The organism is Comamonas guangdongensis, assembly GCF_041079535.1.
Classification (GTDB): domain Bacteria; phylum Pseudomonadota; class Gammaproteobacteria; order Burkholderiales; family Burkholderiaceae_C; genus Comamonas; species Comamonas guangdongensis.
The window spans coordinates 38,520-59,879 of sequence record NZ_JBFYGN010000004.1; the positions used below are offsets into that span (position 1 = coordinate 38,520).

The following is a 21,360-nucleotide window of genomic DNA, read 5'->3' on the forward strand; positions in this document are numbered from 1 at the left end:
CAGTCAATGGCTCCAGGCAAGAGATTCGGGCGCGGCCGGCGTGGCCTGCCCATGCATGGGCAGTATGCAGGCCGTCTTGAGCATGTGCAGCGTGAGTTGGTGCAGATCGCTGGTCTGGCGCCAGCGCAGGCGCATCAGCACCGGCGCATCGCCGAGGTTGCGCTGCGAGCACTGCAGCAAAGCATTGAGACGCTGCAAACGTGTCTGTGCATTCTGCCGTGCCGTCAGCGAACTGGACTGCTGGCGCCCCCAGTCGTATCTGGCCGGGCCGTTTTCCGTCAGCGGCGCTTCCAGCGCCGCCACCGTGCATTCCACGCCGGCAAACAGCGCCAGATGCTTGAGCTGGCGGTAGCTTTCCATCAAGTGTTCGGCATCGGGCGGCACCACCAGCAGGGGCTGCAGGCCCTGGCCCTGGAGCAGCGGCGTCAGGGCTTCCGCACTCGCATAGATGAGCACGGTGCTGAAGCCGCGTACATAGGCCTGCAGCGCGGCCAGCGTCTCCAGGCCCATCTCCTTGGCACAGGCCTGGATCTGCTTGAGCCCCAGACGCGCCGGCAGGCTGGCCACGGAGTGCTTTTCCTCCACCGTGGAACGCAGCCCCGCCTGGGCCTGCCAGGCATGCTGCTGCAGCAGCTGGGCCAGGCCCGGCGTATGAAAGGATTCGCTTTGGCTGCCGTCCAGCACCAGCACCTTCTGGCCCAGCCGCTGCAACTGGGCGCACAGGGGCCACAGCACGGCCTGCTCGGCGGCCGCGCCCGCGGCGCTCTGCAGCACGGCCAGCACGCGCAGGCCGGCGGTGCCGGCATCGCTCACATGCAGGGCCATGCCTTGATGCAGAGGAGCACGGCGCTCAAGCATGGGCAGCCTCTGCGGCGCCAGCGGACGAAGGCGTGAAGAAGAAGTCCAGGTCCAGCGCCTGCGGATCGAACGCCGATTTGGCGGCCGAGCGCATGGAGGCCGACACCAGCAGCTGGGCGTTGGCGCGCTCCCAGTCCTCGGGCACGCGCTGGCCGTTGGTCACGCCGCGCAGCTGGATCTGGTGGCGGATCAGGGTATCCACCGAGGGGCCGATCTTCACGGCCTCATCCACCTTGGTGAGGACGGCCTGGTGCGAGCCGCGTGCCTTGAAGGCCTGCATCACATCGTCCTGCGCATCGCCCTGGGCGGCCGCATTGACCGCCAGCAGCTGCTGCACGCCATCGATGGCCAGCACATCCATGATTTCGTCCTTGCGCGGATCGCGCGGCGCCACACCCGTGGTGTCGATCAGCACCAGCTTCTTGCTTTGCAGCAGGCCCAGCAGGTCTTGCAGCGCGGCCTTGTCATGCGCCTGGTGGGCCACCATGCCCAGCATGCGCGCATAGGTACGCAGCTGCTCGTGGCCGCCGATGCGATAGGTGTCCAGCGTGATCAGGCCCACGGAGGCCGGGCCGTGCTGCGCCGCGCACAGTGCGGCCAGCTTGGCCGTGGTGGTGGTCTTGCCGACTCCGGTCGCTCCCACCAGCGCAAACACGCCGCCCTGCTCGTAAATGGCGGGCTGGGCCGCGTCGGTGCGCAGATTCCGCTCCAGCACCTGCATCAGCCAACGCACGGCATCGCCGGCGGACAGGTTTTCCGGCAGGCGCTCGATCAGGGCGCGCGACAGAGCGGGCGAGTAGCCGGCACGGATCAGCTTGTGCATCAGGCTGGACTGAATGGGGTTCTGGCGCGTCTGCCCCAGCCAGGTCAGGGTATTGAAGCGATCCTCGATCAGATCCTTCATGGACTGCAGCTCCTGCATGAAGTTCTGCGGCACGGGGCTCTGGGGCTTGGCGCTGCTTTCCTTGATCTGGATGGGCTCGGGGCGCAGCGGGTTGTAGCGCGCCACACCGGCGTTCGCAGGCTGGGCCTTGGGGGCTGCGGCCTGGCGCTCGTCATTGCGTGCCTGGGCGCGCTGGGCAAAAGTGGGCAGCGGCTCGCTGCCGTCCAGCACCGACTCGTGGCGACGGCGCAGCATGCGCTCGCGCACATAGTCCTGGAAGGACAGCGTGCTCATGGACAGCTGCTCCACATCGTCCTGCACGGAATGCTGGGCCAGATCCCTGGTCTGCTCTTCCTGCGCCTGCTTTTTCTGGGCCTGCTTCTCCCTGGCCTGCTCTTCCTTGGCCGACTGGCGAGCCTGCACATGCTCGAGAGTGCTCATGGCTTCGCCGCCCAGAGCACGCCTGGAAGCCGGCGCCAAGGCCGTGCGCGCGTCCTTGCGCAGGCCCATGCCCTCTTCGGCGGCGCGGCGCTCGAGTGCGGCCTGCAGCGGCGACTGGCTCTTGGGCGCTGCATCCATGTCCTGCAGGGCTTCTTCGGCCGTGGCCATGACTTCCACTCCGTCGGCGGTCTGACGATTGGACAGAATCAGGGTGCCGTCGCCAAAAACCATGCGCGCCTTGGCCAATGCTTCACGGGCGGTCGGGGCGTAAAAGCGTTTGATGTTCATGCGGATGCACCTTTAAGAATCGGGCCGATGCGGATGGTGTGCGTCTCGGGAATCTCGCTGTGCGCGAGCACCTGCAGACGCGGCGCCACACGGCGCAGCAGCTTGGCAAGAGAGTTGCGGATCGCGTCCGGCACCAGCAGGCAGGCGGGCAAGCCCAGTTCCTCCTGCTGATTGGCCACATCCACCGCTTTTTGGGTCAGGATTTCAGCCACGCCGGGGTCCAGCGATGGCGCGTTGGGGTTCGACAGTGCCTGCACCAGCAGACGCTCCAGCCCGGGCTCGATGGCAATCACATTGAGCTCGCGGGTCGGGCCGTAGATCTGCTGCACTATGGCCGGCGAGAGCGCTATGCGCACGCGGCGGGCCAGCTCCACGGGATCTGTCGTGGACGTGGCGTTCTCGGCCAGCGTCTCGATGATGGTGCGGATATCACGAATGTGCACAGAGTCCTCCAGCAGCAGCTGGAGCACTTTCTGGAACGTTGTGATGGGCACCATTTTCGGGATGACTTCTTCGATGAGTTTGGGAGCCAGCTTTGCCACATGCTCGACAAGCTGCTGGGTCTCGGTTCGCGAGAGCAGCTTGGCCGCATGCACTTGCATCAAGTGTGACAAATGCGTCGCCATCACGGTTTCCGAATCAACGACGGTAAAACCGGCCATTTGTGCCGCTTCCTTCTGCCGCTCGTCGATCCAGTGGGCGGGCAGGCCGAAGGCCGGATCGGTCGTGGCCGTGCCTATCAGCGGCGTGGTGATGCCGCCGGGATTGATGGCCAGGAACATGCCGGGGAAGGCCTCGCCCTCGCCGACCATCACGCCGCGCAGCGTGATGCGGTAGGCGCTGGGCTTGAGCTCCAGGTTGTCGCGCACATGGACGGCGGGCGGCAGAAAGCCCACCTCCTGCGCGAACTTGCGGCGCACGCCCTTGATGCGGGTCAGCAGATCGCCCTGGCGGCTCTTGTCCACCAGCGTGATCAGGCGGTAGCCCAGCTCCAGCCCCAGCAGATCCACGGGCTGCAGATCGTCCCAGGTGGCTTCGCCATCGGCCGGCGCGGCCTGCTGCTGCGTCGCCGGGCCCTTTTCCTGCGCGGCCAGCTGTGCCTTCTGCTTCTTGTCCAGCATCCAGGCGCCCCAGCCCAGCAGCGCGCCCATGGCCAGAAACACCATATGCGGCATGCCGGGGATCAGGCCCAGCAGCGTGAGCACGCCGGCCGTGATGCCCAGCACCTTGGGCGACATGAACAGCTGCTGCACGATCTGGCGCCCCATGTCGGCATCCTTGCCCACGCGCGAGATCACCATGGCCGAGGCCACCGAGATCAGCAGACCCGGGATCTGCGCCACCAGCGCATCGCCCACGGCCAGCAGGATATAGCTGTCGGCCGCCTGGCCCGCGGACAGGCCGTGCTGGGCCATGCCTATGATCAGGCCGCCAATCACGTTGATGACCAGGATCAGAATGCCCGCGATCGCGTCGCCGCGCACGAACTTGCTGGCACCGTCCATGGAGCCGAAGAAATTGGCTTCTTCCTGCACCTCGGCACGGCGGCGCTTGGCTTCCTTTTCGTCGATCAGACCCGCATTGAGGTCGGCATCCACGGCCATCTGCTTGCCGGGCATGGCGTCCAGCGTGAAGCGGGCCGAGACCTCGGCGATGCGCTCCGCGCCCTTGGTGATCACCACGAAGTTGATGACCACCAGAATGCTGAACACGATCAGACCCACGGCGAAGTTGCCGCCGATCAGGAAGTGGCCGAAGGCCTCGATCACGGCGCCCGCGGCGCCCGGGCCCGTGTGGCCTTCCATCAGCACCACGCGGGTGGATGCCACGTTGAGCGACAGGCGCATCAAGGTGGTGAGCAGCAGCACGGACGGAAAGGCCGCGAAGTCCAGCGGCCGGATCATATAGGCCGCCACCATCATCACCATCAGCGCCACGGCGATGTTGAGCGTGAAGAAGGTGTCCAACATCCACGGCGGGATGGGCAGCACCATCAGCCCCAGAATGGCCACCACCAGAACAGGGGCCGTCATCCCTTGCAGGGCACCGGCATTGGCGCCGGACCACTTCTGGAACAGTTGCAGCGGATTCGTCGTCATCAAACACTACCTTCTTGTGGCGCAGCCGGAGCTGCGGCCGTGCGGCCACGTTGCGGATCCAGCTCCACGGGAACCGGCGGCTCGCCCAGTTCACCAGGCATGGGACCTTCGCCGCCGAGCGCAGCCTTCAAGCGATACACATAGGCCAGGACCTGGGCCACCGCGGTATACAGCGCAGCGGGGATGGCCTGATCCAGATCGGCGTGGGCATAGAGAGCACGCGCCAGCATGGGGGATTCCAGCACCGGAATCTTGTGGGCGCCGGCCACTTCGCGAATCTTGAGCGCCACCAGGTCCGTGCCCTTGGCGATCACCTCGGGGGCCGCCATGCTCTTGTCGTCATAGCGCAAGGCCACGGCATAGTGGGTGGGGTTGGTCACCACAAAGTCGGCCCGCGGCACCGCAGAGACGCTGGCGCGGTCGGCAATCTCGCGCTGCTTCTGGCGGATCTTGCCCTTGATCTGCGGATTACCTTCGGATTCCTTGTGCTCCTGCTTGACTTCCTCGTGGCTCATCTTCAGCCGCGACTTGAACAGAAAGGCCTGCAGCGGCACGTCGATCAGCGCCACCAGCAACACCACGACCAGCAGCAGCGTCACCCCCGTGGTCAGCCAGTCGCCGACCATGGCCAGGGCCATCAGCGAAGGCTGGGCAGAGACGGCGGCGATCTCGGCAATACGGCCGCTCATATACTTCCAGGCCACAAAGCCCAGCACCGCGGTCATGAACACCATCTTGACCACCGTGGTCAGCTGCTGCTTGGAGAAAAGATTCTTGATGCCCGACAGCGGGTTGAGCCGGTTGAACTGGGGCTGGACCGGCTTGAAGCTGAAGATCCAGCCACCGGCGGCCACGCCGGCCAGCACGGAAGCGCCCGTGGTGACCAAGGCGAAGATCACGGCAATGAGCAGGCCCAGGCCCAGCATGGATTGCAGGCGCTCCAGCATCAGGGCCGGGGTCTTGGCCACGGTGGCGTTGAACGCCAGCTGCTGGGCCATGGCCTGGCGCAGATGGTTCACCAGCGGCTGGGTGCCGACGAACATCAGCAGCGCACCCGTGCCCAGAATCGCCAGATGCGACAGGTCGCGCGAGCGCGCACCCTGGCCGTCCGCACGCGTTTTCTGCAGCTTGCGTTCGGTGGCGGGCAGGTTTTTGTCTTGGCTCGATTCCATGGCGCACGGACGGATGGGATACCCAGATTGTGCAAATCTGGCGTCCGTGCAATGCGCGGATAAGCGGCGGCCAAGCCCTGTTTATGCGCGACTAGATCGCCGCACGGCTCGCAAATTCAATAGCTTGGCACGCTGATTCCATAAGGCCTTGAGCCCGATTTCCCGGAAATTCCGGGTCTGGAATCAGGACAGGCTGGGCGGCATGCCCAGCTTGAGCTCGCTGAGCATGCGCAGCAGCAGGCGGTTGAGGTCTTCGGCCGACCAGTCTTCCTGCTCGCGCAGATGGCGGATGGGCGCGGCATCGCTGCTCTCCAGCGCCTGGCTCATCTGCAGCACGGCCGCATAGGGACCGGTACGTCCCACGACACCGTCAAAAATGCGTTCGTTCAGCGGGGTGCGACGCAGGATGTTGGCCACGGGCTCGTTCAGCAGCAGATCCAGCTGCGAGAACACGCTGCACAGATACATCTCGCGCTGCAGCTCCAGACTCACCCCGGCCTCGATCAGGCGCTCGGCCAGCCTGGCCCGCAGCACGATCTGCGTGCGCAGCGGCACCAGGTCCTGCTCGGTGCAGGCATGGGGCAGCTGATCGGCCAGCCAGCGCTGCAGCGTGCCCAGACCCAGCATGACCAGCCCGCGGCGCAGCGAATCCACGCCGCGGCGCAGACCCAGGGCCGCCGAGTTGGTATAGAGCAGAAAGCGATAGGCCAGGACCGGGTCCGAGCCCAGAATCTCTTCCATCACATCCAGCGACTGTTCCTTGTCTATGGCCTTCATCAGCCTGAACACCGCATCCCGCGAGGGCTGGGGCTGCTGCAGCCTGAAGGCCTGAACGGTGTCCGCCACGGGCCAGCCCGCAATCGCGCCGGCCTCGTGCGCATCCAGGCAGGCGCGCGCCAGCTCCAGGCTTTTCAGGCCGTCATACATCTGGCCGTTGAGCAGATTCAGGGGCTGGGCCGGGAAAAAGCTGGCGGCCTCCGGCTTATCGGCGGCCTGCAGCGTCGGCGTCCCCGTGCGCACGGCGTTGGCAATGCCCCCAGCGCCTTCCGGCGGCAGGCTCAGCAGACTGCTGGCGAAATAGCTCGCGGCACCGGCCTCGGGCACATCGGCCAGCGAACCGCCCCAGACCAGCATCAGGCCGCGTGCCTTGGCCTTTTGTGTGAGTTGATAAATGCCCTCGTCCTGCTGCAGCCAGTCGCCGCGCACCTCTATCCAGGGGCTGCCCTGGGGCGCGTGCTCAAGCAGATTGCACAGCACCTGGCGGGACTGGGGCGAGAGCAGCAGCGGCGGAGCCTGGCGGCTCCAGAGCTCATCCAGACTGCGCAGCAGATGCGCCATATCGGCCGCCGCCCCCGGATCTTCATGCACATACAGCTGCACACCGGCCAGGCGCCGCGCACGGCTCCACAGCGGCCGGTAGCCAAGGGTCAAAGAGCTGAGAACAGACTGGGCCATGAAACGCGTGGACTGATGATGGGAAAAACATCAAGGCGGGCGGGCCCGCCTCGATCAGCTGATGTAGTTGAACAGAGAAAGCTTCTGGATCTGGGCATAGGACTGCAGAGCGGCCTGCAGACCCACCTTCTGGTTTTCCACGTCAGACAGCGCGGTAATCATATCGATATCTTCCGCCCGGGAACGCGCTCCTTCCTGCGTCAGCGCCTGATCCTTCATGTCCGAGTCCAGACGATCCGCGCGGTTGAGCTGATCGCCCGCATAGCTGCGCACGGCCTGCACGCGGTTCATGCCGGAGTCCAGCTCGCTCAGCGCGCGGTCCAGCCCCTGCTGCAGACCGGTGCTGCCCGAGGTGCCGCTCTTGACCGTGGCGATGGCACGGTCCAGCACGCTGAAGATATCCGTGCGGGTGCTGGGACTCATGGTGAAGCTGTCGCCGCCCGCAGGATCGCCCTGGATGGTGATCTGCTGTCCGCCGACGGCGATGGACTGTCCGCTCTTGTAGGCCGTGGCGGGCACTATCGGATTGCTGGCCGTGGCAGAGCTGGAATTGATCACATAGCTGACGGCGCCGCTGACCGGGTCCTTGCTGAACACCAGGGTATAGCTGTCGCCCGTCACCTGGCTGGGATCGACCACGGAGCCCACATCGGCCCAGGCCTTGCCGGAGTTGCCGGCCGCGCTGTTGACCTCGAAGACGCCGTTGCCCGTGGGCACGTTGAGCCAGGCCGCATGACCGTCAAGCGCTATCGGCAGCCCGTTGTCGCCGCCCGTGCTCTGCCCGGCATTGAGCTGGCTGGTGACGCCCGGCGGAGTGCTTTGCAGCGGCGTGGAAGTGCTGCCCAGCCCCCGGAAGATGGGCAATCCATTGGAGTCCTTGGCATTCGCATAGCCCACCAGCTGGTCACGCAGGCTGCTCATCTCCTGCACCAGTGAGTCGCGCGCTGCCTGGTCGTAGGAGCCGTTGTTAGCCTTCAGCACCAGGTCCCGGAAGTCCTGCAGCGCGCCATAGGCCTTGCCCAGCTCGGACTCTCCCTGCGCAATCACGTCGCGCTGCGCGCCCAGCGCACGCTGGTCGTTTTCGGAGCGGGAAATGCGGGTGCGCGCACGCTCGGCCTGGGCCGCGGCCACGGGATCGTCGCTGGCGCGCAGCACGCGCTTGCCGGCCGTGGTCTTGTTCATCAAGTCCACCAGGCTGCTCTGACGCGAGCCCAGATTGTTGATGGTGCTGTCATACATATTGGCCGTACCAATGCGGTTGATGCTCATAGCTGCTCTCCGGCTGTCTTGGGTTAACGGCCAACGGCCTGAATCACGCTGTCAAAAATGCCTTGCGCCACCTGCAGCATCTTGGCCGATGCCTGATAGGACTGCTGGTATTGCAACAGCTTGGCGGCTTCCTCGTCCAGGTTGACGCCCGAGACGGTCGTACGGTCGGACTCCAGATTCTTGGCAATAGAATCGGACAGCTTGGCCGCGTACTGGGCGCTTTGCGTGCGGGTGCCGATCTGCGCCATGGCCGTGGAAAAACCGTCGCTCAAGGTGGTGGAGCCATCGAACAGAACCGCGTCGCGCAAGGCCAGGAAAGAGCTGGCATTGCCGGTGTCCGAGCCGTAGAAGCTGTTGGGGCCGAAGCTCACGCTATCGCTTTGCGCGCCGTTGATCGTCGGCGTTCCGCTGAGGGTGACCTTCAGCCCCGGCGCCAGCTCGATAGGCTGACCCGAGATATAGGTTCCGGTGGCAGGCACGCCGGCGGGAGACGGGCTGATGGTGTAGTCCACACCGCCAGCCGCATTGGCCGAGAACGACAAGGTGGTGCCAGCGGGGAAGGCCGATGCATCGAAACCCTTGCTGGCCTGCAGATTGGCCAGGCGCAGCGTGGCTTCGCCCAGCGACTGGATCTTGGCCGCCACCGGATTGGCCACCGCCAGATCGTTGCCGGAGTGCACCATGGTCTGGATGTCATGGGCCGCCGAAGCCATGGGCTTAAACAGCACGGACTGCCCCGGCTGACCTTCGTTTTTGAGGTCGAACTGCAGGCCATCGATGTTCATGCTCTTGAGGTCGGCCAGATCGTTGAACGCGGTGGTCCTGCCATCGGACAGACGCACCACCTTGCCCTTGGGAGCATCGGTGCCGAAGACCACCTGATAGTCGCTGGCCTTCAGCGCGCTGGAGTCGGTGACCGTTGCCGTCGGCGTCGTGGGCTGCGCCCACTGGCTGCCCGTGGTCGAGCCGGTGGTGGTCAGCGGAATATTGAACAGCGCGCCGCCCTTCTGGCCGGACAGCGTCAGTCCCTGCTGGTTCTGGGCATTGAGCGTGTCGCCGATGGCGATGGCCATGCGTCCCAGCAGATTGCGGCCCTCGGCCAGATCCTGGTTCTGGAACTGCAGCAGGCCCGCCACTTCGCCCCCCCCCACCATACCGGCCGTCAGCTCCACGGATTGGCCGCCGCCCTGCTGGAAGTACAGGCTCATCTGGCCGCTGCCGGGGTAGAGTGTGCTCTCCTGCACGCTGAGCTTGGCCGAGCTCTGGCCCAGCACCAGGGGCTGGCTGCCGCCCACAAACAGAGTGATGGAGCCGTCGCCGGCATCGACCTGCGAGGTCTGCACATATTTGTTGATGTCGCGCACCAGCTGATCGCGCTGGTCCAGCAGATCATTGGGCTCCTGGCCCGTGGCCACGGCCCGGCTGATCTGGCCGTTCAACGCCGCCACCTGCTGGGCCAGGCTGTTGACCACGTTCACATCGCTGCTCATCTGCTGGCGGGTGCTGTAATCCAGCTCGTCCAGCCTGGCCGAGGCGGAGCGAAAGCGCGCCGCCAGCTCGCTCATGCGCGTCAGAACCACCTGCCGCGCCGAGGAGTCCGTGGGAGCGCTGCTCACATCGGCAAACGCATTCATCATGTCGTTGATGGCGGAGCCCAGGCCGTTGCTACCGCCGGTGAACACTTCCTGCATCTGGTTGAGCGACTGCGAACGCACGGAGTCCGCGCTGCTCACGGCCGTGGCCGCTGCAGCCTGGCGGTTGAGCAGATCGCTGAAGTTGCGCACGATATTGGCCACGTCCACGCCGTTGCCGATATAGCCGTTGCCCAGGTTCTGCCCTGCCGAGGTCTGGAAAGCCACGCTCTGGCGCGAATAGCCGGCCGTGTTGACGTTGGCAATATTGTGGCCCGTGGTCTGCAGGGCGATCTGGTTGGCCATCAGGGCGCGCGCGCCCACATTCAAAAGACTCATGATTGGTTCTCGTTGATCTTGTTGATCTGGGCAGCGCGTGCGCTCTGGGTGACGCCGCCATTGGCGCCGGCAACCTGCACCACGCTCTGGATGGCGCGGCTGAGTTTTTGCGCATAGGCGGGGTCGGTGGCATAGCCGGCCTTTTGCAGCTCGCTGGCATAGGCCAGCGCCGATCCGGTCTGCCCCATGGCCTTCTCGTAGCGAGGGCTGGAGCTGATCAGACGCGCATAGTCGCGGAAAGACTCTTCGTAGGAGTCATAGGCGCGGAACTTGGCCGTCACCTTGCGCGATTCGCCGTTGATGTATTCGGTGGTGGTGACCTCGGCCACCTTGCCCGCCCAGCCGGCTCCGGCCTTGATGCCGAACAGGTTGAAGGAGTTGCTGCCGTCCTTGCTGCGGATCTCGCTCTTGCCCCAGCCCGTCTCATGCCCGGCCTGGCCCAGCATGTAGTGGGCGGGAATGCCGCTTTCGCTGGCCACACGCTGCGCCGCGCCGCTGTGGGCAGTGACGAAGTTGTCGCGGCCCTTGGGTGCGGGCGCATAGGCGTTGATGGACTGCGCGGCCTGGGTACGGCCGCCGCCTCCACCCACGTTGCGCCAGGCATTGCGACTCAGGCTCAGCGTGGAAGGCACGGCAATTTCAGCCTCGTCGGCGGCTTCGGCGCCCATGGTGCGCGCCAGCTGCTTGGTGATCGCGTCGGTCAGGCCGCCGGGCCGCCCGGCCATGGCCACCGACAGCTGCTGATCCAGCATATCGGTGCTGAGATTGCCCTGCGCGCTGTCCAGCAGACCGGACTTCATGGTCGCCTCGCGCATGCTCTTGATCATCTCGCGCATGAACAGCGACTCGAGTTGCTTGGCGGTCTCGCGCGCGGCCTGCGGATTGTTCTCGCCCGCCGCGGTCTTCAGCGCATTGAGCGCTCGCGCATCGACGGCCAGCGCATTGTTGGCCGCCATCGACGAGGAATTGGAAAGCGACATGCTCATATGACCTCCAGCTCCGCATCCATGGCGCCTGCGGCCTTGATGGCCTGCAGGATGGCCAGCAGATCCTGCGGCGTGGCACCCAGGGAATTCAGGGCCCGCACCACATCCGTCAGCTGCGGCGAGTTGGGCATGTTGATGACCTTGCCCGGCTCCTGCTTGACCTGGATGTCGGACTTCTGGGCCACCACGGTCTGGCCCTGGGAGAAGGGGCCGGGCTGGCTGATGACCGGCGTGGTGCTGATGGTGATGGACAGATTGCCGTGGGCGATCGCGCATGGGCCCAGGGTCACGGCCTGATTGAGCACGATGGAGCCGGTGCGCGCATTAATGACCACCTTGGCCGAGGGCTTGGAGGTCTCGATGGGCATCTCCTGGATCTCGGCGATCATGCGCACGCGCGAGCCCGGATCGACGGGAGCGTTCACGCGCACCGTGCGCCCGTCCATGGCCGTGGCCGTGCCGGCGCCCAGGCGCTGGTTGATGGCACGCACCACCCGGTCGGCGGTCTGGAAATCGGTGTTGTTCAGGCCCAGCGTGATGCTGTTGCCTTCGTTGATCGGAGTGGGCACGGCGCGCTCCACCTGCGCGCCCTGGGGCACGCGGCCCGCGCTCAGGTGGTTGACCTGGACCTTGGAGCCGCCGGCCGAGGCGCCGGCGCCGCCCACCACCACATTGCCCTGGGCCAGCGCGTAGATCTCGCCGTCGGCGCCGCGCAGCGGCGTGGCCACCAGCGTGCCGCCCTTGAGCGATTTGGCATTGCCCATGGAGGACACGTTGATGTCTATCGCCTGGCCGGGCTGGGCAAAGGCCGGCAGCTCGGCTGTGACGATGACGGCCGCCACATTCTTGAGCTGCAGCTGGGCCGCGTTGCCCGTGGCGGGCAGTGCAATGCCCATCTGCTCCAGATAGTTGGCCAGCGCCTGCTTGGTATAGGGCATCTGCGTGGTCTGGTCGCCGGTGCCGTCGAGGCCGACCACCAGACCGTAGCCCGTCAACTGGTTGCTGCGCACGCCCTGAATGGCAGCAACTTCCTTGATGCGTGTGGCCTGTGCGGGCAGGCTGAGCCCGCTGGCGCCAAGGACTGCGGCCACCATCAGGGCGGTGCGTGCGGGGCGCAGTGACAGGAGCGTGGACAGTACTTTCATACCATCCATTCTCAAGAGAATCAGAACGGCATAACGTTCAAAAAGAACCGTGACAACCAGCCAATTGACTGGGCTTCGCCGGCCTGGCCGCGGCCGCGCGATTCCACGCGCAGATTGGCCACCTGGGTCGAGGCGACGGTGCTGCCGGGGCGCAGCGAACGCGGGTCCACGGTGCCCGTGAAACGCAGCACATCCACGTTGTGGTTCACGCCGATCTGCTTCTCGCCGGTGATGACCAGATGGCCGTTGGGCAGCACATCGATCACCGTGGTGGCGATGGAGCCCGTGAAGGTGTTGCTGCTGGTGGTCGCGCCCGAGCCCTTGAAGTCGTTATTGCTCTTGGCACCCATGGTCAGCGCATCCGAAATCGTATTTGCTGCACCACCGCGGAACAGCGGCACATTGGTGACGCCGGTGCTCAGGCTGTTGCTGCGCCCCACCTTGGAGTCCGAGCTCTGGCTGGCCGAGACGGCCTCCACGATCTGTACCGTCACCGTGTCGCCGACCATGCGCGCACGCTGGTCCTCGAAGATCGGGCGGTAGCGGCTGGCATTGAACAGGCTGCCCGTGGGGGTCTGCGCCGTCTGCTCGCGCGGCTGCAGCACAGGCGGTGTGGTGGCCACAGGCATATCCACCGGCGGCGGCGCATTGGGTGAAAGTGCGCAACCGGACACCAACAAAGCTGCAGCGATGGCACTTGCGGTTGAGCTATGGAAAATAGGGGCTTTGAACATGGCGGCAAGTCCTTGGCACTCAGGCTCTTGGCCTCTCATGCATTTGGCGTGCACAACGCACGCTATCTAAAAAAGAGCTTTCAGCGCTTTTCCCATATTGAATTCAATGATTTATCTATGAAATCTCAATACTGGTCAGCGCAATAAGCTCCTTAATTCATAGTAAACATCAAAGCTGCGCCAGCTTGGCCAGCATCTGGTCCGAGGTCTGGATGGCCTTGGAATTCATTTCGTAGGCGCGCTGAGTCTGGATCATGGTCACCAGCTCCTGGACCACGTTCACGTTCGAGGCTTCGAGATAGCCCTGCTGGATGGTGCCCAGGCCGTTGGTGCCGGGCGTGCCCTGCTGGGGCTGACCCGACGAAGCGGTTTCGACATAGAGGTTCTGGCCGCGCGGCTCCAGGCCGGCCGGATTGATGAACTGGCTCATCGCGATATTGCCGACCTGCTGTGGCGCCGCCTGGCCGGGCATGGTGGCACTGACCACGCCGTCGGCACTGATCGACACCTTGGTCGCGCCGTTGGGGATGGTGATGCCGTTGGCCACGGGCAAGCCGCTCGATGTCACCAGCTGGCCCTGGGCGTTGACCTCGAAGGAGCCGTCACGCGTATAGGCGATGGTGCCGTCGGGCATGTTGACCTCGAAGAAGCCGTTGCCGTTGATGGCCACGTCCAGCGCATTGTTCGACTGCTGCAGGCTGCCCTGCAGGAAGTTGCGCGAGGTGGCCACGGTGCGCACGCCCAGGCCCAGATGCAGACCCGTGGGCAGCTGGTTCTGCTCGGTGGTCTGGGAGCCGGACTGGCGCAGATTCTGGTAGATCAGATCCTCGAACACAGCGTTGGCGCGCTTGAAGCCCGTGGTCGAGACGTTGGCCAGATTGTGCGAAATGACGTCCAGCTGGGTCTGCTGGGCTTCCATGCCGGTCTTGGCGATGAACAGCGAATTGATCATGATTCTTTCCTTTCAGTGGGCCATGGGTGGCGGCCTTGTAGCTGGGCGCTTGCCAAGCCGGAGACGCCGAGCAAGAGCCGCCTCGCGGCGAGGGCGTCGTCCCCCTTGGGGGAAGGCGCGCAGCGACTCAGGGGGTCATCCATTGATGCTCAGCAACTGGCTGGCCGACTTGTCATTGGTTTCGGCGGTCTGCATCAGCTTCATCTGCTGCTCGAACTGGCGCGCGGCGGCAATCATGCCGACCATGGTTTCGACCGAGTTCACGTTCGAGCCTTCGATGGAGCCCGACAGCAGGCGCGCGTTCTCGTCATTGGGCAGGGCGTCACCCTGGGCCGAGCGAAACAGGCCGTCGTCGCCACGCACCAAGGCCTCGCCCTCGGGCGGAGTCGCCAGCTTGACGCGCGCCACCGCCACGGGCAGCTGGTTGCCCGTCTTGGCGGTCAGCGTGCCGTCCGAGCCCAGGGAGATCGTCGACTCGGGTGGAATGTCTATGGGCGCGCCACCATCGGAGAGCACGGCCTGCCCGTTGCTGTTGACCAGCTGCCCCTCGGGCGAAATCTCGAACACGCCGTTGCGCGTATAGGCCTCCTGCCCGTCCAGGCCCTGAATCGCAAACCAGGCACGGCCCATGGCCATGGCGTCCAGCGCGCGGCCCGTGCGCTGGGCGGGGCCGGGCGTGTCCACATAGCCGGAGGTGGCTTCCAGCGCAAACACGCGCGTGCCGGAGCCGCTTCCCTGCAGCGGCACCGAGCGGAAGGTGGACATCTCGGCACGGAAGCCATTGGTGCCCGCATTGGCCAGGTTGTGCGCCAGCACGGCCTGACGCTGCGCCGCCGCATTGGCGCCCGTCATGGAGGTGTAAATGATGCGGTCCATGCCTGATCTCCTTGCTCTGCTCGGTCAGTTCGGTCTTAGCGCAGGTTCACCAGCGTCGAGAACACCTGGTCCTGCGTCTTGATGGTCTGGGCATTGGCCTGATACGAGCGCTGGGCCGTCATCATGTTGACCAGCTCGGCCGTCAGGTCCACGTTGGACTCTTCCAGCGCACCCGATTGCAGCGCGCCAAAAGTGCCGGTCAGCGCCGCGCCGTTGAGCGCCGGGCCGGATTCCGCCGTGGCCACCCATTTGTTGTCGCCCACGGCCGCCAGGCCCTGGGTGTTGGTGAAGGCGGCCAGAGCCAGCTGGCCTTCGGTGCGCGTGACGCCGTTGGAGTAGGAGGCGATGATGGAGCCGTCCTTGCCCACATTGATGCCGGTCAGCGCACCCGAGGTATAGCCGTCCTGCTTGAGGCTGCTGACCGCGAACTTGGTGCCGAACTGGGTCAGGCCGCCGAAGTCGAAGGCCACGGGGAAGGCCGGCAGGTTGTTGGGGTTGGCCGTGCCGCCGCTGATGCTCAGGTTCAGCGTGGTGCCCGAGCCCGTGGTCGGCGCATTGGGCGTCACGCTGGTGAGCTTGCCGCTGGCATCGAACACCGCCTTGCCTATGGGGGTGGCGGCCGGATCCAGGGAATTGAAGATGTTCCAGGTATTGCCCGTGGCATCTTTCTCGAAATACAGATTCACCGGGATGGCCGTACCCTGGGTGTCGTACACATTGAGCGAGGTGCCGTAGGTGGCGCGCGGCGTGGCAGCAATCGGCGGGGTGGCCGTGGCGTCGCCCGCGGCAGCCGTGGCGCGCGCATCCAGATTCAGTTCCAGATTCACGGTCGAGGTCTGCTTGGCGGGGATGGGCTGGCCGGTGGGAAAGCTCAGCGGCACGGGGGCCGAGCCCGACTGGATCTTGCCCGTCGCGGGATCCACCAGATAGCCCATGACATTGTCGCCGCTCACGGTCTTGAGGTTGCCGGCCTTGTCCAGGCCGAAGTTGCCCGCACGCGTATAGGCCACGCTGCCATCGCTTTGCTTGACGACGAAGAAGCCGTTGCCGTTGATGGCGATGTCCAGGTTGTTGCCCGTGGTCGTGATCGATCCCTGCTTGAACTGCTGGGACACGGAGGCCACGCTCACGCCGATACCGCTGCTCTGGCCGCTGGACGAGCCGATGGCACTGGCCACCATTTCCGCGAAGTCGGCACGCGAGGACTTGAAGCCCGTGGTGTTGGAGTTGGCGATGTTGTGGCCGATGACGTCCAGGTTCTTGCTGGCGGCGTTCAGGCCGGACAGACCTTGTTGAAAACTCATGCTGTTCTCCTCAATCAGTAAACGGCCTTGACGCCGGAATAAGCCACGCTGTCGCCGTTGTCCAGCTCCAGTGCCAGCGAACCATTGGCGGCGCTGGTGGCGATGACCGCATGCGGCGACAGCGTGGTGGAGGCCACGGCCGTTGCGCCGTTGGTCGCGGTCACCGAGTAACGCAGCTGCGATTTGTCGCCCGTATATTTGTCCTTGCCGTCCCAGGTGAAGTAGTTGCGCCCTGCGGAGCCCGAACCCAGGTCTATGGTGTCCACCAGCTCGCCCGAGGCCGTGGTGATCTGCACCTTGACGCTGGCGGCCGGATTGGCCAGGTCGAAGGCCGCCGTGTGCGTGCCGTCGACGGCCACACCCAGGGTATTGCCCTCGGTCAGCACGGTGCGGCCAATCATGGACGTACCCTGCAGCACCTGCATGGCGGTGAACTGGCTGGACATGGAGGTCATGGTCTGGTTCAGCTGCTGAATCCCGGTCACGGTGTTGATCTGCGCCATCTGCGAGGTCATCTGCGCGTTGTCCATGGGGTTCATGGGGTCCTGGTTGTTCAGCTGCGCCACCAGCAGCTTGAGAAAGCGGTCCTGCGCCTCGTTGGGGTCGGTGACCGAGTTCTTGCTGTTGCTGGTGGTGTTGGTCGTGGTGCTGTCCACGCCGCCTGTGCCATAGATCATGTTGAGGCTCCCGGGCTTACTGGCCCATCTGCAAAGTCTTGAGCAGCAGCGACTTGGCCGTGTTCATGACTTCCACGTTGTTCTGGTACGAACGCGAGGCCGAGATCATGTTGACCATCTCGTCCACGGCGCTCACGTTGGAATGGGTCACATAGCCCTCGGCGTCGGCCAGCGGATGGCTGGGGTCGTGAATGCGCCGGCCGGGCGTGTTGTCCTCGCTGATGGCGTTCACCTTCACACCGGAACTGCCGTCATCGCCCATGGGCACGGTCTGGAACACGACCTGGCGCGCCTTGTAGGCATTGCCGTCGGGGCCGGCCACGGCATCGACGTTGGCCAGGTTGGAGGCCACGACGTTCAGGCGCTGGGACTGGGCGCTGACCGCGCTGCCCGAGATATTGAAGATGGAGAACATGGACATCTGGAATTCCTTGGCTTACTGACCCTGGATGGCGCTGAGCATGGTCTTGGCCTGCCCGTTGATGAAGCGCAGCGTGGCCTCGTAGCGCACGGCGTTGTCCACGAAGTTGGCACGCTCGCGGTCCAGGTCCACGGTGTTGTTGTCGAGGCTGGGCTGCGAGTTGAGCGAATACCCGAGCTTGGCCTTGAGCGCCTCGTCGGTCATCTGCGGCTGCAGCGGGATATGGGCAGGCGCCGTGGTGCTGGCCAGCGTCATGGGCTTGGGGCCGCTGGTTGCGGCCAGCAGGGCTTCGCGGAAATTGAAGTCGCGCGCCACATAGCCGGGGGTGTCGGCATTGGCGATATTGCTGGCAATGGTGCGCTGGCGCTCGGCGCGCAGCAGCAGCGCCTCGCTTTGGAAGTCCAGTCGTTCAGTCATCTTGTTCAGCATTGCGGCCTCGCTTTGGAAGTGGTTTCATGCCGGAGCCCACAGACTGCGGCATGCGAGGATTATGAAAATCGCAACGCCGGACTAAAGCGCGAAGAAAACGGTTTTGCACTCTCACTTCAAGCCATCGCCCGAACGGGACCGCCCTATATTTGCAGCCATCGTCTGCAGCTTTGGCGTCTGCAGAGCGCACAAAGGATTGATGCATGTCTGGCCGCACCGCTCTCCACTCCGTGATTCGTCCCGCCAGGGGCGCGGCTGCGGCATGGGGCCTGGCGGCGGCGCTGTTTGGCACGGCCGCCCTGGCCCAGGACGGCAGCGCCCAGCTCAGCCAGATCGGCCAGCGCTTTGTGGACGCGGCCCTGCACCAGGAAGGCGGCGATGCGCCCAAGGCCGGCAACGACCTGCCGCTGCGCATGGAAGTGCAGATGGGTCAGCTCGATTCACGCCTGCGCCTCGCGGCCTGCGCCCGGGTGGAGCCCTATCTGCCCGCGGGCAGTCGCCTCTGGGGACGCACCCGCCTGGGTCTGCGCTGCGTGCAGGGCAGCGTGCCATGGAATGTGTTCCTGCCCATCACGGTGCGCGCCTATGGCCCGGCCTGGGTGGTGCAGGGCAATATCCCCGCAGGCAAGACCCTGTCGGCCGAGGATGCAGCGCCTTCCGAGGTGGATTGGGCCGAGGACAGCTCTCCGGCCTTTGCCAATGCACAGGACTTCGTCGGCATGGTCGCCGCGCGCCCCCTGACTTCGGGCCAGGCACTGCGCCAGAACATGGTGCGTCCGCCGGCCCTGTTCACCGCGGGCTCGCCCGTGCAGGTCATGGTCAACGGCGGCGGCTTCAGCGTTTCCTCTTCGGGCAAGGCCATGGCCGCAGCCGGCGAGGGCCAGCAGGTCCGCGTTCGCATGGATAATGGCCGCCTGGTGACGGGCATTGTCAGCCCCAGCGGCGTGGTCATGGTGCAATAAACATGCGTCCCCACGCTTGTCCACTTCGTGCCAGCGCCTCCAAGGGGCGGCTTTGGTCATGGTGCGCCCCGGCAGAAAAAATTTCTCAAGTTTTGCGCGCCCTTGTCGAAAGCAAGGCTAGAGCGCCCTACGCCGCAAAAGGGCGAATGGAGAACCACCATGAAGATAGGTAACAAGCCGGATCTGCCGCAAGCCACCTCGGCAGCCAAGCAGGCCTCGAAGTCCGCAGCCACCGCCGAAGAATCGACCAAGGGTTTGCCCGAGCGAGCCGCCGGTGTGCCCGTGTCCTTCTCTTTTTCTGCGCGCGCCCTGGATGGCCAGAGCCGCAGCAATGCCGATTTTGATTCCGAACGTGTCAAGGCCATGCGCGAAGCCATTGCTAACGGCTCGTTCCGCGTCAATGCCGAGGCCGTGGCCGACAAGCTGCTGGCCAATACCGAAGAATTTCTGGTCCACGCCCAGGGCTGAGCCAGAGCACCACAAAGGCTGACCCGATGACCTTGCAGGAAATGCTCGATTCGCTGGATGCGGTGGTTCGGACCGTTTCGGGATCGTTGCAGGCTTCGGATGCATCGGCCCTGGAGCAGTCCAGCACCCGACTGCGCGACGCCATGGTGGCGTTTTCCCAGTTGACCAAGCGCTTTTCCGCCGCGGACTGGACACCCGAGCTGCACCAGCGCGCCCAGCACCTGGGCGACGAGATCTCTCTGCTGCGCGATCAGTTGGCCCGCCTCTCGGTGCTGGCCCAGCGCCGCGCCCAAGCCCTGGTTCCCGTGGCCGCAGACGACGCAACCTACGAAAGCAGCCTGCGCGGCAAGTCCCAGTCCGGCCCGGGCCGCGCAAGAATCTATCACGCTGCCGGCTAAGGCCGCGCTCCTCCCTCGGCCTCATCCGCCGTCATGTGCACCGGGCGCCATGCCCAGACACCGTAGGCACGGTAAGCACCCACCGGCAATTCGCCGGGCGCCACAAAGACCTCAATCATCCTGGCCCTGGGCAGCTCCTCGGCATGGATCCAGGGGCTGAACTTCAGATTCCTGTCCACAAACACGCGCGGCCGCTCCGGCAGCAGCATGGAAATGCGGCCGGCCAGAGCCTGGGGGCCGATGATGATGTCTATGGGGCCGCCCAGCAGCTGGTGCGCGGCCGGGGCAATGCCTGCGGCGATCTTGTCGGCGGGAATATGGTTCTGGTGGTCGCTCTTGTAGCCGGAGACCCCCCCCGGCGAAGCCATCCAGAACTGGACCAGCAGCAGCGCCTGAAGAATGCCGAACGCCACCCAGGCGGCGCGCAGCCGGGTCGGGCTGCCCCAGCTGGCGCGGGAGCGCACCAGCTCCATGGCGGTGGGCACGCAGAGAAACATGAAGGCCGTACCCCATTGCAGGCGCAGCACGGAGCCCGTGAACAGCCCCAGCAGGATGATGCAGACCAGCGGAACCATGCCCCACAGCAGCCAGAACTCCCGCACCAGAGCATCCTGCTGCGCCGCCGACATGGCGTTCGCGTCCCGGACTTCGGCATCGCGGCGGCGCAGTCCCCACCACAGGGCGCAGGCGAGCACGATCCAGGCCGGCATGCAGCGGTTGAGCAGCCAGTCGACCACGAACAGCAGCGTCATCTCGCTGCGCTGCAGCATGTTCAGGTGCGCACCCAGCGAGCTGTCCTCGGCGTAGTGCAGCGGCATCCAGTCGTGGGTGACCAGCCAGTACAGATGGGGCGCAAAGGTCAGCAGCCCCGTCACCGCGGCCAGCACCGCGCCCTTCAGATGCACGGGATGGCGCCAGCCGCCCAGGCGCAGCCACCACAGGCCGATCACGGCCAGGGCCAGCACATACTGGTATTTGCTGAGCATGCCCAGACCGGAGATCACGCCCAGCAGCGCCCAGCCGGCCAGCGAGGGACGTATCGTCAGCTGCCAGCTCACGGCCACGGCCAGCGCGATCCACAGCATCAGCACCACGTTGTGGTTGTAGTAGTACAGCCGCCCGCAATAAAAAGTGATGCACAGCGCGGCCAGCATGGCCACCGTGGCATAGCCTTGGCCGCGCATGCCGCACAGCAGCCTCCAGAAGATGGCCAGCGAGCCCAGCGTGAGCACGGCACCCAGAATATAGGTCAGCCCCACCGAGGGGCCGAACACGGCGGCAGCCGCCGCCATGATCCAGGTCGGCATGGGCGGGTGCTTGTAATAGCCGAGCTCCAGCGAACGGATCCAGATCAGCTGCTCCACATTGTCCCCGGGCGCGGCCAGGGCCGTCAGCCAGTACATGGCGATCCAGACCACGCCGTACACGGCCAGCAGTACGGCCAGGGTACGGCCGGTGAGGATGAGGGATTCGCGTTGCGGGGCAGCCATTGGCAATGAGATGGAGAGTGACGGCGAGGCAAAATAGCCTGGGGTCGAGAGTATAGCGATGGCCATTTATGCAACACGGCCAC

General features: G+C 65.2%; 20 protein-coding genes. 3 read left to right on the forward strand and 17 right to left on the reverse strand.

The window, feature by feature from the left end; translation table 11 throughout:
• Window positions 1–3 precede the first annotated feature (3 nt).
• From AB6724_RS04470 to flgB, 16 genes are all read right to left on the reverse strand, one after another.
• Complete coding sequence (locus AB6724_RS04470; RefSeq protein WP_369337312.1) at window positions 4–858, reverse strand: hypothetical protein; 855 nt, start codon at window positions 856–858, stop codon at window positions 4–6.
• Window positions 851–2,470, reverse strand: coding sequence for a flagellar biosynthesis GTPase FlhF (gene flhF, locus AB6724_RS04475; protein ID WP_369337313.1), 1,620 nt, complete (start codon window positions 2,468–2,470; stop codon window positions 851–853). The genes AB6724_RS04470 and flhF overlap by 8 nt, the downstream gene beginning before the upstream one ends.
• Window positions 2,467–4,569 carry a flagellar biosynthesis protein FlhA gene (flhA, locus tag AB6724_RS04480; RefSeq protein WP_369337314.1) on the reverse strand — a complete coding sequence of 701 codons (2,103 nt, stop codon included), beginning with the start codon at window positions 4,567–4,569 and terminating at the stop codon, window positions 2,467–2,469. Before flhA ends, flhF begins: the two co-directional genes overlap by 4 nt.
• Window positions 4,569–5,741, reverse strand: a complete 1,173-nt coding sequence (locus AB6724_RS04485; protein ID WP_369337315.1) for an EscU/YscU/HrcU family type III secretion system export apparatus switch protein — start codon at window positions 5,739–5,741, stop codon at window positions 4,569–4,571. The genes flhA and AB6724_RS04485 overlap by 1 nt, the downstream gene beginning before the upstream one ends.
• Window positions 5,742–5,924: 183 nt before the next feature.
• On the reverse strand, window positions 5,925–7,196 hold the full coding sequence (locus AB6724_RS04490; protein ID WP_369337316.1) for an HDOD domain-containing protein: 1,272 nt from the start codon (window positions 7,194–7,196) through the stop codon (window positions 5,925–5,927).
• 54 nt (window positions 7,197–7,250) lie between these two features.
• Window positions 7,251–8,465, reverse strand: coding sequence for a flagellar hook-associated protein FlgL (gene flgL, locus AB6724_RS04495; protein WP_369337317.1), 1,215 nt, complete (start codon window positions 8,463–8,465; stop codon window positions 7,251–7,253).
• Between the two features lie 23 nt (window positions 8,466–8,488).
• The gene (gene flgK, locus AB6724_RS04500) at window positions 8,489–10,435 is read right to left on the reverse strand and encodes a flagellar hook-associated protein FlgK (RefSeq protein WP_369337318.1); all 1,947 of its coding nucleotides are present in this window, start codon (window positions 10,433–10,435) and stop codon (window positions 8,489–8,491) included.
• On the reverse strand, window positions 10,432–11,421 hold the full coding sequence (gene flgJ, locus AB6724_RS04505; protein ID WP_369337319.1) for a flagellar assembly peptidoglycan hydrolase FlgJ: 990 nt from the start codon (window positions 11,419–11,421) through the stop codon (window positions 10,432–10,434). Before flgJ ends, flgK begins: the two co-directional genes overlap by 4 nt.
• Window positions 11,418–12,566, reverse strand: coding sequence for a flagellar basal body P-ring protein FlgI (locus AB6724_RS04510; RefSeq protein WP_369337320.1), 1,149 nt, complete (start codon window positions 12,564–12,566; stop codon window positions 11,418–11,420). The genes flgJ and AB6724_RS04510 overlap by 4 nt, the downstream gene beginning before the upstream one ends.
• A gap of 20 nt (window positions 12,567–12,586) precedes the next feature.
• Window positions 12,587–13,300 (reverse strand): flagellar basal body L-ring protein FlgH, encoded by a 714-nt coding sequence (locus tag AB6724_RS04515; RefSeq protein ID WP_369337321.1) that lies wholly within the window; start codon window positions 13,298–13,300, stop codon window positions 12,587–12,589.
• A gap of 169 nt (window positions 13,301–13,469) precedes the next feature.
• Entirely contained in the window at window positions 13,470–14,252 is a 783-nt protein-coding gene (gene flgG, locus AB6724_RS04520; protein WP_369337322.1) for a flagellar basal-body rod protein FlgG, read from the reverse strand.
• Window positions 14,253–14,387: 135 nt separating this feature from the next.
• On the reverse strand, window positions 14,388–15,128 hold the full coding sequence (locus AB6724_RS04525; protein WP_369337323.1) for a flagellar basal body rod protein FlgF: 741 nt from the start codon (window positions 15,126–15,128) through the stop codon (window positions 14,388–14,390).
• Window positions 15,129–15,163: 35 nt separating this feature from the next.
• Window positions 15,164–16,432 carry a flagellar hook protein FlgE gene (gene flgE / locus AB6724_RS04530; protein WP_369337324.1) on the reverse strand — a complete coding sequence of 423 codons (1,269 nt, stop codon included), beginning with the start codon at window positions 16,430–16,432 and terminating at the stop codon, window positions 15,164–15,166.
• A gap of 14 nt (window positions 16,433–16,446) precedes the next feature.
• Entirely contained in the window at window positions 16,447–17,109 is a 663-nt protein-coding gene (locus tag AB6724_RS04535) for a flagellar hook assembly protein FlgD (RefSeq protein ID WP_369337325.1), read from the reverse strand.
• A gap of 16 nt (window positions 17,110–17,125) precedes the next feature.
• On the reverse strand, window positions 17,126–17,530 hold the full coding sequence (gene flgC / locus AB6724_RS04540) for a flagellar basal body rod protein FlgC (RefSeq protein WP_369337326.1): 405 nt from the start codon (window positions 17,528–17,530) through the stop codon (window positions 17,126–17,128).
• 15 nt (window positions 17,531–17,545) lie between these two features.
• Entirely contained in the window at window positions 17,546–17,959 is a 414-nt protein-coding gene (gene flgB / locus AB6724_RS04545; RefSeq protein ID WP_369337327.1) for a flagellar basal body rod protein FlgB, read from the reverse strand.
• A gap of 203 nt (window positions 17,960–18,162) precedes the next feature.
• Between flgB and flgA the strand changes: the two genes are divergently transcribed.
• From flgA to AB6724_RS04560, 3 genes are all read left to right on the forward strand, one after another.
• Window positions 18,163–18,921: a flagellar basal body P-ring formation chaperone FlgA gene (flgA, locus tag AB6724_RS04550; protein ID WP_369337328.1), complete on the forward strand. Its 759-nt coding sequence runs from the start codon at window positions 18,163–18,165 to the stop codon at window positions 18,919–18,921.
• A gap of 159 nt (window positions 18,922–19,080) precedes the next feature.
• A complete protein-coding gene (flgM, locus tag AB6724_RS04555; RefSeq protein WP_369337329.1) occupies window positions 19,081–19,389 on the forward strand; it encodes a flagellar biosynthesis anti-sigma factor FlgM in 309 nt (102 codons plus the stop codon).
• Window positions 19,390–19,415: 26 nt separating this feature from the next.
• The gene (locus AB6724_RS04560) at window positions 19,416–19,787 is read left to right on the forward strand and encodes a hypothetical protein (RefSeq protein WP_369337330.1); all 372 of its coding nucleotides are present in this window, start codon (window positions 19,416–19,418) and stop codon (window positions 19,785–19,787) included.
• Here AB6724_RS04560 and AB6724_RS04565 read toward each other — a convergent pair.
• Window positions 19,784–21,277: a glycosyltransferase family 39 protein gene (locus tag AB6724_RS04565; protein ID WP_369337331.1), complete on the reverse strand. Its 1,494-nt coding sequence runs from the start codon at window positions 21,275–21,277 to the stop codon at window positions 19,784–19,786. The genes AB6724_RS04560 and AB6724_RS04565 overlap by 4 nt on opposite strands.
• Window positions 21,278–21,360: the final 83 nt, after the last annotated feature.